The sequence below is a fragment of the Flavobacterium sp. KY-23415 genome (assembly GCF_055384985.1).
In genome coordinates, this window is record NZ_AP044001.1 from 3400725 (window position 1) to 3416522 (window position 15798).

Consider the following 15798-nt stretch of genomic DNA (forward strand, 5'->3'; position numbering starts at 1 on the left):
TCTTTTTAATTTATTTTAATTTTAAACAGCTTGGGATAATGTTCTAGGCTGTTTTTTTGTTGTCTGTTGTGGGTTGTAGGTTGTGGGTTGTGGGTTGTAAGTTGTGGGTTGTAAGTTGTGGGTTGTAAGTTGTGGGTTGTAGGTTGTGGGTTGTAGGTTGTGGGTTGTAGGTTGTGGGTTGTGGGTTGTGGGTTGTGGGTTGTGGGTTGTGGGTTGTAGGTTGTGGGTTGTAGGTTGTGGGTTGTAGGTTGTGGGTTGTGGGTTGTAGGTTGTGGGTTGTAGGTTGTAGGTTGTGGGTTGTAAGTTGTGGGTTGTAAGTTGTGGGTTGTAGGTTGTGGGTTGTGGGTTGTGGGTTGTAAGTTGTGGGTTGTAAGTTGTGGGTTGTAAGTTGTGGGTTGTAAGTTGTGGGTTGTAAGTTGTGGGTTGTAAGTTGTGGGTTGTGGGTTTGTGGTCTCATAATTTTGGTTTATGTAAAGTTTACTTTTTCAACTTTTTTGTTGATACCCCATTTTTAATAATTTACTTTTTTACAATTTGACAAAGAAGTTTGTGTTTGTAAAGTTGTTTGTGCTGATAGGGGCGTGATTATTATGGTTTTGTTTGGGTATAATCGTTTTTTACTTCAAATGCCACGTTCTGAGGCTGAAAATCCACGTTCTGAACTTCAATTTTGAGGTTAATTACTTCAAATGCCACGTTCTAAGGCTGAAAATCCACGTTCCGAACTTTAATTTTGAGGTTAATTACTTCAAATGCCACGTTCTAAGGCTGAAAATCCACGTTCTGAACTTCAATTTTGAGGTTTTTTATTTCAAATGCCACTTTCTAAGGCTGAAAATCCACGTTCTGAACTTCAATTTTGAGGTTATTTACTTCAAATGCCATCTTCTAAGGCTGAAAATCCACGTTCTGAACTTCTATTTTGAGGTTAATTATCTCAAATGGAATTTTTTTATTTTTTTGATAGGATAGTGAACCACATAAAAAAAGCCTCTATATTGAGGCTCTTTTCGTTGTTTCTTTTTTTTAGTCTTTCGGATTTTCTTTTTTTCCAGACTTTCTAGCAAAACGTTCTTTCAAATCGTCATAAATTGGTTTTGCAGTAGTAGCTCCTTTGCTGTTGGCTTCTTTTACTGTTCCATAGTAGAAAAGCGCTTGTTTCAATGCTTCACTTCCAGCCAGCATCATGGTGTCGGTTACGTCGGCTGAAATTTGCTTTGCCAAATTAGATATAGGGTCTAATTGTGTGGCTACTGCTTCATCTTTCAAAAACTCCACTTTGTCCATATAGGCAGGGATAAACTCTGGATTGGTTTCTACATAGCGTTTTGTTTTTTGTACTGTTGCTATGGTTTTGTCACCCATTTTAAAAATCTCTTTTCGCTCTTTTGCTGTCAGTCCTTGCAAATAAGGAGCTAAAGCTGTTTTACATTCTTGCAATTTTTCTGTTACCTCGTCGATGATGTTTTGAGGGATAACAATACTAATTTGATTTGGTGTACTCATAATTTGTGCTATTTATTTGTATTTAACGAAATCAACTGTAACAAATTACGTGCCAAAAAAGTAGTTTTAGACTTACTTTTTGTATTTTATTAGTGAAAAATCTTATTTTTTATTTGTGTTCTAAAAAAATATTTTTAAGGTTTTTAGTAATTTAATTTTCAAAATAAATAGACAGTTCTGTAAGCATTCAAACTCTCTGGACATTACATTTTTGTGTGAAAATTACAAAGTAGGAGCAGGGGAAGTAAAACATTACTCCTCTCCAGGAAGTGCTATTCCATCACCTTCTCGTTTGGCTTCTTTCCATTGTTTTTCGAAATCAGGAATGTTATAATAGTTTTTGGTATGTCTTGTGTTTGGGCTACTTTTAAAGCTCCTTGTTCGTAGTTGATGAATTTTTTCTCTGAATGATTTATTTCATAAATTGTTATTACCCTCCATTTTCATCTACAAGTGCATCTTGATATTCTTCTGACTTTTTATATAGATTTTGATAATTAGGTAAGTTGTAATAGTTATTTTTAATTATTTCTTTTTGAATGGAACCGTCTAAATCTCTCATCCAGATGCGTTGCATAAAATAACTTTTGTCATTAAAATTAGTATCATAACGGTATTGTTCTCCAAAATATACAAGATGTGCTAAAAGTTTTGCTCTGTCTTGAAGCGAAAGTTCGTTTCTTTTTTCTTCATCTAGTAAATACATTACATATATTTTTAAGGCTTCAAAATAATTCCTATCATTAGGTTCAATAATTTCTTTTAAAATTGGAAAAACTTCTAAGTTTATTTTCACAGTTCCACTGCATCTTTTATTCCAAAATAGTTCGTCTAAAGCTTTTGGCTTATCATCATCAAATTTCACATTACCTTCAATAACCCAATTTAATAATTTCACATCGTCATAATACCCAAATTTAGTAACTAAACTTTCTAGAAAATAAGCATCATTCAAAATAAGCCATTTGAAATGGGCTTTACTATCATTGAATAAATACATATTGCGAGCTACTAAAATTTCGATGTTGCGTTTACGTTGTTGGTCTAAGTCAGGAACGTCTTTCCAATGGGGTATTATAATTTGATTGCCTAAATCTGGTTCATTTCGATATATTACCTCATCTTCTATTTTTTTTAAATCAGGATACTTTTTTTGGTAATCTATTAATTCTGGAATAGCATATAATTTTGTGATAAAACATTTTTCTTTAATTATAAATATATTGTCAAAGATTTCTAATCTTGAATAAATAGGATTCCTATTGCATTTGTCAAAAAAATCTACAGAAAGGAACTTAGTTTGTGTGCTATTATCAATTATTCGTCCAAAAATTTTCTTTATTTTTTCATTAAATTCTGTATTGGTAATTGTCTTATAGCCATTATTCTCAAGTTCTTTAGTAATTATATTAAAAGTAGCATAAACATCTTTTTCCGAAAATTTATAAGATTCAAACTCATCTCCTCCATTATATTTACCTGCTTGTAATTGTTGTATTAGAATTTCTTTTTCGTTTATTTTATTTTCTTGTGAAAAACCAAGTAAACAGAAAATAAGAGTACAGATGTGTAAAATAAAAATATAAAACTTCATTTTATTATTGATTGCTTCTACTTTTACTTAAATAATCTTCATAATCAGGCTCTCCCATTAAGCTGTCATCATCTTGGAAGATGTTTTTTTCTTTTAAAGCAAGTTCATACCATTTTTTTAAATTGGGTAAATCGTAGTAATTATTTTTTTTAAATTCTGTAATAAATTCTTTTTTGTAATCTAAATAATAAATAAAACGACCTAAAAATAGCTGATTATAATCATATTCTTTATTGTATTTGTACTGCTCTCCAAATTCTAGTAAATGTGCTAATATTTTTGCTCTATCTTTAAAAGGAATTTCAGAAAAAGAGGAGACTGTGTTTGTCATATAAACTAACTCTTGTGCTATTTGGAATACATTAATTATTCTATCATTCTGTTCAGGTGTACTTAGTTCTTTAATAATAGTTAGTAAATTGATATTAATGCTATAACTATTGTCACATTTTTTATTCCAAAATATTTTACTTAACTCATCAAATTTACTTTTACTATCACCATATTTGAATACTGGAGTGTTTTCCAAAACCCATTTGAGTAGTTCTTTATCCTCATAATATCCAAAAACTGTTACCAATCTTCTCATGAAATAAGCATCATTCAAAATAAGCCATTTGAAATGGGCTTTACTGTCATTGAACAAATACATATTGCGGGCTACAAGAGTTTGGATATTTTTTTTACGCTGTTGGTCTAGATCTGAAATGTCTTTCCAATGAGGTATTATAATTTGATTGCCTAAATCTGGTTCATTTCGATATATTACCTCATCTTCTATTTTTTTTAAATCAGGATATTTTTTTTGGTAATCTATTAATTCTGGAATAGCATATAATTTTGTGATAAAACATTTTTCTTTAATTATAAATATATTGTCAAAAATTTCTAATCTTGAATAAATAGGATTCCTATTGCATTTGTCAAAAAAATCTACCGAAAGGAACTTAGTTTGTGTACTATTATCAATTATTCGCCCAAAAATTTTCTTTATTTTGTCATTAAATTCTGTATTGGTAATTGTCTTATAACCACTATTCTCAAGTTCTTTAGTAATTATATTAAAAGTAGCATAAACATCTTTTTCCGAAAATTTATAAGATTCAAACTCATCTCCTCCATTATATTTACCTGCTTGTAATTGTTGTATTAGAATTTCTTTTTCGCTTAATTTATTTTCTTGTGAAAAGCCAAGTAAACAGAAAATAAGAGTACATATTTGTAAAATAAAAATATAAAACTTCATTTTATTATTGATTACTTCTACTTTTACTTAGATAATCTTCATAATCAGGCTCTCCCATTAAACTATCATCATCTTGGAAAATGTTTTTTTCTTTTAAAGCAAGTTCATACCATTTTTTTAAATTGGGTAAATCGTAGTAATTATTTTTTTTAAATTCTGTAATAAATTCTTTTTTGTAATCTAAATAGTAAATAAAACGTCCTAAAAATAATTGATTATAATCATATTTTTTATTGTATTTGTACTGCTCTCCAAATTCTAGTAAATGTGCTAATATTTTTGCTCTATCTTTAAAAGGAATTTCAGAAAAAGAGGAGACTGTGTTTGTCATATAAACAAGCTCTTGTGCTATTTGGAATACATTAATTATTCTATCATTCTTTTCTGGTGTGCTTAGTTCTTTTATAATAGTTAGTAAATTGATATTAATGCTATAACTATTGTCACATTTTTTATTCCAAAATATTTTACTTAACTCATCAAATTTACTTTTACTATCACCGTCTTTGAATACTGGAGTGTTTTCCAAAACCCACTTTAGTAATTCTTTATCGTCATAATAGCCAAAAGTAGTTACTAAGCTACGCATAAAGTATTCATCGTTTAAAATAAGCCATTTGAAATAGGCTTTACTATCATTGAACAAATACATATTGCGAGCAACTAAGGTTTCAATGTTTTTTTTACGTTGTTGGTCTAGGTCTGGAATGTCTTTCCAAGGGGTTGTTTTACCATTGTATTTATTAGAAACAATTAAACCACTTTCTATTTTTGCAATATCTTTAAAATCTGTTTTATAATTTAGAATCTCAGGGGTTAATAACAAAGGGAATATTAGTTTGTCCTGAAAACTAATAAAAATATAATATTCTTTAAAATCATAAACTTCAATATCAAATCTATCAATAAAATATGTTTTATTTTCACATATTTTATTTAGTAGATTAAAGTAAATAATTTTTTGTATTGAATTATCTCCGAAAACATTATAAATTCTTTTATTAAAATTTTCTGTATCAGGAACTTCGTATTGGTTTTCATTCAAAATGGTTAATATGATTGAACTTGTAGTTTTTAAATCATCTTTTGTCATAATGTAACCTGTTGGTACATCAGTTACTTCGTTTTCCGCATATGCTCCAAAACTCAATTGTTTTTTTAGTAAATCAATAATCATTTTAGAATTTTCTATTTTATTTTTATTGATTACAATATCTTCTTTGATATTGGATTTATCATCTTTAGTTTCATTATTTTTTTGACATGAAATACTTAATAGATTGATTAATAGTATACAAAATATGATTTTAATGAGCTTTTGCATAATCTGTTATTTCTTTTCGTTAAATTTTAATTATAATAAAGATGTTTTTTTATTATTTGAAGTTTAATTGTTTTGGTTTTATAAATTCAAATTATATTTTATACACTTTTTAGTATAGTATCTATACTTTTTTCCCTTTCTATTGAACTTAAAATCAATGGTAAATTAATAAGCCTTTAATTTACTTTTATGAATGTAACCTTTATTTTTTCCTCTATAAGTTTTTACAAACCACCAATCACCTGATTTATCTAATACACCAACATATTCACCTGTTTTTATTTTTTCTAATATTTTTGAGGATGTATTCTTCTCTTCTCTTAAATTAGTATATCCATCAGTATCGTTGACAATATAATCTACGAGAACGTCATCGTGTTCTGTTGTAAAGATTACTGTCGCATAATATTTTAACTTTTCTAAGCCATAATAGTTATTTTCTTTTAATCTCTCTAAATATTCTGGGTGTTCTCTGAAATAATCATCTACTGGACCATTCACTCCAAACTCACCAATATATACATCTTCATCATCATATTTACAATTTATTAATGAATTATAAATATAAGCACGAGCTTTATCATCAGCTTCTTTTATTAAATTATATTTTGAAAAACTTGAAACCCTAAAATTACTCATCAGTCCTGGTTTTAATTTTTCTATTTTTTCTAACATATCAAACCTAAATGGGCCTTTTGGTATGACATTACCTTGTAGAGTATAACCTAAAAGAAGTTCTTCTAAGCCTTTTGATTTTTCTTCAAGAGAATAATTTTGAAAATAACCCAGTACTTTCATTAAAAATTTATCATTTCCAGTATAACCAGTCCCAGCTATATAAGAATATATATTACACCCTTGATCGAAATTTTCTAATAACATTACAGCGGTCATTTGTTCATAAATTACCATGTTGTTATAATTTATTATATGGTCAATATACTGGTCATCAACTTTTGCATAGTTCTCAATATCAACGGGCAATAAAATATTCAAATCTCGGATTACTTTTGCTAATGTTTGGTATTTACCAAAATCTGGATCATCATATTCTTCTTTTGTTATATCAACTCCTGAAACATCTAAGATTTTTTTTCTAAAAAAATCAGTAGATGGTATTTTGTAACCTTTACTTTTTAATCCTTTAATAATATCTGTTCTCATTTTGTATAAATCTTTATATCTATAATTTGGTGTAATACTATCTGTCTTTGTAATATTTTCTGATGTATAATTAATAACTTCAGTATTGTTTTTTAATTCTTCTTTGTTTTCTTGTTTTTTACAAGAAAGATTAATTATTAATAGAAATAAAATTATTTTTTTCATTATTGAGTTTTTTGTTTATTTTTTTCTTTTATTTTGGGTTCTTTCGGGTCACGTTCTATATCGTAAAATTCATAGACTTTATTAATGTCGTCTACTTCTTCTACATACACTTTAATTTCTTTTGTTTCTTTATAGTGTGAATATTTTTTTACTAAAGTTTCTATATCTGCATTATAAACCCTCAAACAGCCAAAAGTAACCATTAAATGACCTTTATCATTAATAAAATCGCCATATCCGACTGTATGTCCTGCATGAATGGCAATTCCAGCTCTACCTTTATTAGTAGCTGTTAATGCATCTCCTTCTATTCCAGTCATGTGAATAAGTCCATGATTACCATAACTTGTTTCACCAATATGGGTTTTTGTATACCAAGTGCTCCATAATCCATTTGGTGTTGCCCCATTGCCTTCCGCTTTTAACTTATCTGAGCCTGTTCCGTAGGCTAAAACATAACTGCTAAATAAAGTACCAGTATTGTCAAAAAAGACTAATAGCCCTTGATACTTTCTATCTTTTGGTACAATTACATTTATAAAAGCTGTTTTAGAATCTGCTTTATGTTTTTTATCGTATGTTTGTGTAATATTTGTTGCTAAATTTAAACCTGGTTTGCAATCGTTTACTTTTAAAATGTTTATTGCTTTTTTAAAATAACGTTGTCTTTCTTTAAGTCCTTCTTTTTTAGAATTTATTATGCGAGTTACATTTTCGACATTATCGTCAGTACTTCCATTAGTAACAGCATTTATGTTTTTCATACCCCAAAATGCCAATGCAGAAGTAATAGCATCTTTTGGATTTTCTTTTAACTTGTATGGATTATCGTTATCTAACCAAATTACGTCTGGTTCGTTATCAATTTTCATGTTTTTATTGAAATAATTTTGAATCTTTCTATAATTATCTTTCCATGTAATTTGTTTGAATCCTTTTCCACTATACCTCCAACCATCATTAGCTTCCGTATGCTCTTTTCCATATATATGAGTGCTTCCATATATTGCATTAGCTACTTCTTGTGCATTTGAACTATCTAATGATAAATCGGATAATCTTTTAGCTTCTGCTTGCTGTTCTGCTAATGTACCAAAAGTTGAAAAATAAGAATTAAAAATTCCTCGCATCCTTTCAGAATCTCTATATATGAAACCTTCTTGTAACATATAAAACTTAGTTTCTTGTGAAATTTGAGCTAAAAAATGTGCTTTTCTTACACAAGTATTTATGCCTATTTTTTTTCGATACTTATTTAAGTATGGTAGTGCACTAGTAATCATATCTGTATTTTCTATCAAACATTTATCATTGCTATCTACACAAATACTCTTTATTTCTTCTAATGTTATATCTTTATCACAGTTTGGGCATAATTTCTTTTTCTCTTGTTCTTCTATCTCAGCCGATTCTATTTCCACAAAAACATTATCATTTTGAACGGCTTCTGGTGTGGCTTGTGTTTGGGCTACTTTTAAAGCTCCTTGTTCGTAGTTGATGAATTTTTTACGCAAGGTTAGCATTTCTTCTGGCGAAAAAGGGGTGCCATCGGCTTTTTTTGCTTTAATTCCCATTTTTTCCATTTCTGTATCATGGGCTAAACTGGCTGGCAAGGAATCGTTCACAATTACTTGGCTTTTGAGTAGTTGGTAGGATTCTTTGCTTGGGTCGGCTGCGTCTTTTACTTTTTTAGAAACTTGTGCTATATAATAATCATAGGTTTGTCCTTCTATTTTGCAATCTTCGTTTAATGTGAAGCTTACTTCTAGCAGACCGTCTGTGCCTACTTTTTCTGCGTTGTAGGTCTCTATAGCTTCATGGGTGACAATGACTCCTGTTGTTTCTTCTTTTAGATTTTCTTTTGGAATTTCTCTCAAAACGTCTATTTTGAGTTCTTCATCAATCATGTTAACTGTATGCGCCCATATTTTGTGTGTTTTCCCATAATAGGTTAGGGTTTGCTGCACATTTTTGCCGTCTTCTGTGGCAAAAACAATCGATTTTACTTTTTGTTCGTTGTGGACTTGTAATACTTCATTGGACTCTAAAACAGTGTACATTTTTGTGCCTACAATTAAATTGGCATGTGTTATTTCTAGATCTTCTGCCAAAGTAGTAGCACCTGAGCTATTTTCGGGTAGTTCAATGGTGAAAATTAGACTATAAGTAGGAGTAGGGTTTTCGGTTGTGGCAGGAATTGCTGCTTCCATTTTTTTCTTATACTCGTCGTTTGTGGTTATTTTAAAATAGCCTTTTCCTTGGTCGTTTAATGCAAGTGTTTTTTCTTCTAGCATATATTTTTCGGGTTCTGCCAAGTAGGTATCATAGTCTCCTTTGAGCCATATTTTGGCTTTCAGTGACACATTGGTTAATCCTTCTATTTCCACAAAACCATAGGATTCTTCTTTGAAACCTGTTTCGGTGCGTTTGTATCCTGTTTTATAGGACCATAAAGCTCTTTTTAATAGGGGCGTGGTCACTTTTACGGTGGTGCTTACTTTTGTAGCTGTTGTATAGGCTCCTTCAAGTGCGGCTTCAATTTTAAACTCACCATTTTTTGTGAATGTTAGCGAACCATCGTTATTATTGGTAACTCCTTCTGGCAATTGAAGCGTTAATTGCTCGTTGTTACTAAGAGGCATTATTCGAGCGTTAGCTTCGTATTTTACTTTAGAGCCTTTGGGCACATGTAATGGCAAACTGATTTTATCTGCAGCGTTTTTAATTACTTCAAATGAAAAGGCATCTGCTCCTTTAAAACTTGGGCTTTTACCTGCTTCTAAGGCTTTTCCGTAGGCCTCTATCACATATTTACCAAAATAATTACTACCTGCTTTGGCATCTATATTGACTATTTCATCTATTCTTTTATTGATGTTAGGGTTTGTTGCAATAGCGGCAGTTTCAAATTGCTGCAATCGCACTCCGTCTTTTTGCAGATACCATTGTACTTTGGCATTGGTTGGAAGTAGTTCAACAGAATATTTTGCTACACTCACGTTTAGCATATCATTATAGCGCAGGAGCCCGCTGCCTTTGTGAGAAATGGAGTTAACACCATAGGAGTCTTTCACTTCTATAGAAACAGTGTGACGGTTTGTCCCTTGCACATCGGTATAGGCTTCTATAGTATATTTACCAGCATTTTTAAAAGTCATTATTGCCACAGCGGTAGTTCTAACACTTTCGTTTGCTATTCTTACATTTAATAAGCTTGTGTCTTTTGCGCTAGTACTATTGTATAGCACTGCACCTTCTTTTAGCACTCGCCAACTCACAACAGGAGAAGTATCTACTAACTTGTTGCTGTTCAAAATTTTTGAAAAATTACTAAATGAATCTGCTTTGAAGGAAATATTGATGGGAACAGCTATGTTTTTAACTGTAGATTTACCTGCTACTGTTATCCCTTTGATATGATCTTTGACATATTCTAAGATAATGGCACATTTCTCATCACCAGGTTTTCTTCCATAGGCTTCTATACGGTATTTTCCTTCTTCTAGGTCTTTGAAGAGTAACGATAAATTGAACTTTATGTGCGCTCCAATACCTATGAAGGTTTTTACTTTATCTTTTATATCGGTTCCTTTGAATAGTACCCAAGAAATTTTTGAAGCCTCTCCAGAGAAATTTGCTTTTAATTCAAGAAAGGAGTCTTCTGGTCCTAAACTTTTCCAAAACACTTGCAATGGTTCGGGTTCTTTTATAAAATAGTAGGTGCCTTTAGGTTTTTCTGCAATGGGTTTTATGATTTCAATATTGTTAACAGCTGCTTTTGTTGTTGTGGACGCTGTTTCCCATAATGCAGAAGTATTGGCAATTGCAAAAGCATCGGTTTCATTAACATCTATTTGTGAGACACTTCCTTTTTGTCCGCTATCGGCAAATTGAATGGTTCCTGGAACACCATAACCAGGACAAGTGCCTGTAGAAACATCTAAAAGTACTTTCATACTTTTATTGAAATCTACATTTTCATAATAATCTTTATACTTTATATTGCATTTTGCTTTGCATGGTGAATATCCAGTAGAATTATTTTTTGGATCTTGACACATCACAAAACCTTGACCGTTATTAAAGTTTTCGGCTTTGTCATCTAGATAAGTAGCAATGGGTTTGTCTTGTGCAAAATATTTGTTTTTCCCCAATTTATTCTTCTGACTAGTGACTTTTATTGGTACGGCAGTTCCTTTGTTTTTAATTACTTGTGCACTAGAACAAAATGCTTTAGCTCCTTCTATTATTATTTTCCCTTTTGCCATACTTATTGCTTTAACGTTATGGTAATTTCTTCTTTATAGGTAAATTCGTTTTTTATTGCGACATGAAAATTTGCCTTCTTTTTTTTTATTTTTTTTTCAATGGTGTCAAAATAGGATTCGGTTACTAGTTTTATGTTTACTTTTTCCTGTTTTGCTTCTTTTTTAGTTGTTTTTCCTCTTATTTTTTCGAGTAGCGATTTTTCTATTTCACTATTTGATTCAAAAGAAATTATTATTTCTTTTGAAGCTGGATTGATTACTTTGGTTCTTCCTGTACAGGTTTGTATGCCAATAGTTTTTATATTCCATTGAAGTGTGGTGCCCAAATCGGGTTTGTTTTTATCGTCTATGGGAGGGTTAAAAAAAAACAAATTCCAATAGGCTTCTTTGAATTTACTTTTTGTGAAAGCCGCTTCCTCTTTTATGATGTCATAATATTGATTTCTAATGTTTTTCACGTTTTCTGAATCTTCAAATTTGTTTATTATTTGTTCTGTGTTTTTTAGCCATTCCTGCAACCAATTGTCAAAATCAAAGAAATTTTTAAAATTTCCATTACTATCAGTTTCAATTTTTAAAGGATAGGTGAGTGCTTCTAATGTTGCCAATACCTCTAAAAAAACATTCTCTTTTATATTTTCTTTTTTTTCTATTGTCTTATTTACCCGATATACTTTGCCTTGTTCTGTGTTTTGTTGTATTGAAAAATCAATGTTAAATTTCTTTTCTATCTTTTGTACTAAATTGTTAATGGTACAGTCTATTCTTTCTACTATTTCAAAAATCATATAAATAATTTTCCTTAAAAAGAATTATTGTTCAAATTCAAAATTAGTTTCTTGGTTTTTTATTAAATCAAAAACAACATTTTATTCTTCTAGAATATAAAAAGTATCTAGTTGGTTATTATCATTATTTCTAAATTCGTAATGATAGAGGCTTAAAGGTTCTATTTTGATATTTTGCATTTTTTTATTGGTGTTACAAGAAAACAATAGTAAAGCAAATATTAATAGTATATATGTGTATGTTTTTGTTCTCATTGGTATTCGATTTAAAAATAAATTACTTATACTCATTAAAAAATAAATCTTTTAATTCTGTTTTTAATTTGTCTTCAAAAATATTTTCTGTTTTAAAATACTCGTCTAACGGAATTAAAATAGTTTTAAATCCTTGTCCTTTTTTTAAATCGGCTTCCCTACCTACAAACATAACTGTTATTGCATCTTCTTTTTTTTGAATATAAAAATGATTTATTTGATCACTTGCACCATAAAAGATATTTTCCATTTTTAAGGTACTTACTAAAGTATCATTGTAGGAAAAATACATTTTATAAACTGCATCTAAATCGGTTTTTACATTATTAGTTTTTCCATTAAAAAGAAGTGTTTCTGTTTTTTGTTTATTACTACTGTATATTTTAGAAATATTTATTTTACAATTTTTTAATAGATTTTCATCCCCAAAAACAATGAAATTTTCATTTTCCATATTACTACAACTTAAATTAGTTATCAAGATTAGAACAATTAAAATTTTACTTACGGTGATCATTAAAGACCCCTTGATGTGTTGATTTAATGAGTACCCCATTTTTATATACGTTTAAAAGGTTAACAGGTATTGGAGATAGTAAAGCTTTAGATCCTTCTCCACTATTTCCTGCAACTTGATAAGTTTCTGCAACATCCCATCCTATGCCATTTTCTCCCATACTCCTTGCTAATGTTGTGTATCGTTTATCAGGATAGAATGATGGAAAAGAATATGAGGATTGCCCCCATATTTCTATATCTTTAAAATTCATAAGATTAGATATATTTTGTCCGAAATTTTTATAAGCACCACCATTATTTGCTGTATTACAACCATAAAATACACATTTTGCATCAATTGCCCAATTGGTCTCTATTTTTTCCCAGCCACATAAGTCCATTTGATGTGGCCATGCTTTATCAACTGGGCACTCTACAATATCTTTATTATAAGAAATTGGTCCATCACCTCCAGCATGAGAAAAAACACCTATTTCTTTTATGAAGGCAAACTGAACACCACCGTGCTTTTGGATAATTAAGGATACTTGACTAATTATTTCATCTATGCTTTGAATAGGTATGCAAAAAGCTTTGTTTTTATAATCGTCATACCATTTTTCTTTTTTTATATTTTGTAATCTTGTTTGTGCAGATTCTGAAATCATATACTTTCCTTTATGTTCTTCACTAACATAAAACAATAAATATAAGTTAACTTTATCTTTTATTGTAACTTCTAGTTTTGCTTCATTCGCTTGTCCAAAATATGCATAGATAGTAAGCTTTTTTAATTTAGCTTCTTCCGGAATCCTAAAATTGACACTTTCAACACCAATTATATTCGTTATTGTTATTGCACCATCATCATACTGATAGGACCATTTTAAACTTTTTAGTTCTTCGGGCTTTACTGCTCGATTATATTTTAAATTTTTGAAGTTGAATCTATTTTCTTTAGTAATTACGCTTACTAAATTTCCATCTTCATCAAAAGGACCTTCAAAACTTGTTACAATTAGGGGTTCATCATTTATAGGATCATAATCACCAAATTTTTTACCTCCTTGTTTACCATTAAAACGCACCTCGTCTGGAGATGTAAATTCTAAGTTCTCTTTTGTCGCTCTTATTGTTATTGTTTCTGCTTCTTTGTGCGATGTTCCGAAAATGGTTCGAACAATGTTTCCTCCTTCATTCATAGCTATTTCATATTAACTTTTTTGCCACTATTCACATTGACTTCTTTTGCACTTTCCACATGAATGGCTTCTTTACTGCTAACAGATGCCAAAGTCAACCAGTCAACTTCGGGCAATCTAGGGTGGTTTTTATCTTTATAGGGATTTACTGAATACATTTCAACAGCATTTTCATGGGGTTTTATAGTGTACTTGTTATATTTATATTCTCCAGTTCTAAAAAGTTCTTTTGCCAACTTTTTATAATCATTCGTCTTTTTTCCATAGTAAATAAATTGAATATACATATTATATCTCCTATTAAGCATTAAAGTTCAATTTCTTTTCCTGTTTTTCTATTACCATCTAATTTATAAGATAATAAACAAGGATTGCTACTTCCATTAGTTGTTTCAACTTCTAAAAATTCAATATCAGAAATGATATGAGTTTTTTTGTTGATTTCTAAAAATAAACTATCAATTCTAGTTACATTAAATGTTTTTTTAAAATTAATAATTATATTTTCACTCCCTTCATTTATCCTTCTGGTAATTACTTCGCCTATAATGATTTCACTATCTTTTTTTAGATAAACTTTATATTCATTGGATTGTGAATGAATTCTTGTTGTCAAATAAAATAAATTATTAATATCAATTGTTTGTTTTTCACAATTGTGTGAATTTTTACAACTAATTAAAATATAAAAAAATGATAAATAATAAAATTTAATATACCTCGATATAACCATAATAGTTGGATTTAAAAGATTTAACTGAAATTCTGTTATTACCCAAAAGAAAAACACTATTCTTATCCCACATTGGTTTCCCTTTTTCATTTTTGTAATCCACAGGGTTATATCCCCACGTAAAAATTCTAAAAGTTAACGACTCGACATCATCTAATACTGACGTTACTTTGCCATTTTTATCATAAAACTGTAAGCCTCCTTCATAAACCACCCAGTGTGAATCATTTCCAATATCTAATAGAGAGTTATAACTCGATTTGTTATCAATCATATCGGCATCAATCATCATCAAGTTTGTATGTCCCAATTTATGATTTTTATCAATCTCTATTAATTCTTCTAAATCACTATTTGAAAAATAATCGTAAACTCTTGCAGAAATGAGCCTTTTTTTATTGTTAATAGCATTAAAACCTAAACTATGCGAAATAGCTTTACTATAACCTATAACTTCTTTACACATTCTAATTAACATTTCTGGACAATTTATAGTTTTTGTTAAACTTTTTTCTAATTAATATCATTTTTTAAGATTACATCCTAATAATCTTTTTAGAATTATTTGTACTCCACCTGAACCTAATTTACTAATGCTGTCATTTACTTTATAGCTTTTTATTAAACACATATTTTCTTCTCTCGCACCTATCATTACTGTTTTAGTTAAAATTTTTATATTAGAAATGTCATATTTTAAGGAATCTAATAAAATAAGTCTATAGTTGCCTTTTGATAATGTTTCCTTATCTAAAACGATACTCATACTACCGTAATATTCTTTTATTGTCTCTTTATCATTGTAGTTTGAAAATTTAACTACTTTAAAAGAATCTATTTTTTTTAAAAATAATGAGTCATATTTATATAATTTGATGTCTTCTTTCTTTATTTTTTTTTCTCCCCAATCTTTTATAATTATTTCATTATTTAATTCTGCATTATCACATTCTCTTTTTTCACTTTTGCAAGAATTAATTAGTGCCATTAAAAAAAACATTTTTATTATACTTTTATATTTCATTACTTTAATTTTAGATAACCATAATAATTAC

Annotated in this window: 14 protein-coding genes; all 14 read right to left on the reverse strand. The window is 29.4% G+C overall.

What is annotated here, in order from left to right; all coding sequences use genetic code 11:
- Positions 1-43: 43 nt before the first annotated feature.
- The 14 genes from ACZ49Z_RS14910 to ACZ49Z_RS14975 all read right to left on the reverse strand — a co-directional run bounded on the left by ACZ49Z_RS14910 (position 44) and on the right by ACZ49Z_RS14975 (position 15767).
- Complete coding sequence (locus ACZ49Z_RS14910; protein ID WP_464305096.1) at positions 44-457, reverse strand: hypothetical protein; 414 nt, start codon at positions 455-457, stop codon at positions 44-46.
- 569 nt (positions 458-1026) lie between these two features.
- Entirely contained in the window at positions 1027-1506 is a 480-nt protein-coding gene (locus ACZ49Z_RS14915) for a hypothetical protein (protein ID WP_464305097.1), read from the reverse strand.
- 430 nt (positions 1507-1936) lie between these two features.
- On the reverse strand, positions 1937-3100 hold the full coding sequence (locus ACZ49Z_RS14920; RefSeq protein ID WP_464305098.1) for a hypothetical protein: 1164 nt from the start codon (positions 3098-3100) through the stop codon (positions 1937-1939).
- 4 nt (positions 3101-3104) lie between these two features.
- The gene (locus ACZ49Z_RS14925) at positions 3105-4346 is read right to left on the reverse strand and encodes a hypothetical protein (protein WP_464305099.1); all 1242 of its coding nucleotides are present in this window, start codon (positions 4344-4346) and stop codon (positions 3105-3107) included.
- A gap of 4 nt (positions 4347-4350) precedes the next feature.
- Positions 4351-5670 carry a hypothetical protein gene (locus ACZ49Z_RS14930; protein ID WP_464305100.1) on the reverse strand — a complete coding sequence of 440 codons (1320 nt, stop codon included), beginning with the start codon at positions 5668-5670 and terminating at the stop codon, positions 4351-4353.
- Positions 5671-5835: 165 nt separating this feature from the next.
- Entirely contained in the window at positions 5836-6999 is a 1164-nt protein-coding gene (locus tag ACZ49Z_RS14935) for an SH3 domain-containing protein (RefSeq protein WP_464305101.1), read from the reverse strand.
- Complete coding sequence (locus tag ACZ49Z_RS14940) at positions 6999-11267, reverse strand: PAAR-like protein (RefSeq protein WP_464305102.1); 4269 nt, start codon at positions 11265-11267, stop codon at positions 6999-7001. Before ACZ49Z_RS14940 ends, ACZ49Z_RS14935 begins: the two co-directional genes overlap by 1 nt.
- Positions 11268-11269: 2 nt before the next feature.
- The gene (locus ACZ49Z_RS14945; RefSeq protein WP_464305103.1) at positions 11270-12055 is read right to left on the reverse strand and encodes a hypothetical protein; all 786 of its coding nucleotides are present in this window, start codon (positions 12053-12055) and stop codon (positions 11270-11272) included.
- Between the two features lie 277 nt (positions 12056-12332).
- Positions 12333-12764: a hypothetical protein gene (locus ACZ49Z_RS14950; RefSeq protein ID WP_464305104.1), complete on the reverse strand. Its 432-nt coding sequence runs from the start codon at positions 12762-12764 to the stop codon at positions 12333-12335.
- A 46-nt stretch (positions 12765-12810) separates the two neighbouring features.
- On the reverse strand, positions 12811-14010 hold the full coding sequence (locus ACZ49Z_RS14955; RefSeq protein WP_464305105.1) for a hypothetical protein: 1200 nt from the start codon (positions 14008-14010) through the stop codon (positions 12811-12813).
- 2 nt (positions 14011-14012) lie between these two features.
- Positions 14013-14318, reverse strand: a complete 306-nt coding sequence (locus ACZ49Z_RS14960; RefSeq protein ID WP_464305106.1) for a hypothetical protein — start codon at positions 14316-14318, stop codon at positions 14013-14015.
- A complete protein-coding gene (locus ACZ49Z_RS14965) occupies positions 14318-14626 on the reverse strand; it encodes a hypothetical protein (protein WP_464305107.1) in 309 nt (102 codons plus the stop codon). The genes ACZ49Z_RS14960 and ACZ49Z_RS14965 overlap by 1 nt, the downstream gene beginning before the upstream one ends.
- A 94-nt stretch (positions 14627-14720) precedes the next feature.
- Positions 14721-15221 (reverse strand): hypothetical protein, encoded by a 501-nt coding sequence (locus tag ACZ49Z_RS14970; RefSeq protein WP_464305108.1) that lies wholly within the window; start codon positions 15219-15221, stop codon positions 14721-14723.
- A 45-nt stretch (positions 15222-15266) separates the two neighbouring features.
- Positions 15267-15767 carry a hypothetical protein gene (locus ACZ49Z_RS14975; protein WP_464305109.1) on the reverse strand — a complete coding sequence of 167 codons (501 nt, stop codon included), beginning with the start codon at positions 15765-15767 and terminating at the stop codon, positions 15267-15269.
- Between the last annotated feature and the right edge of the window lie 31 nt (positions 15768-15798).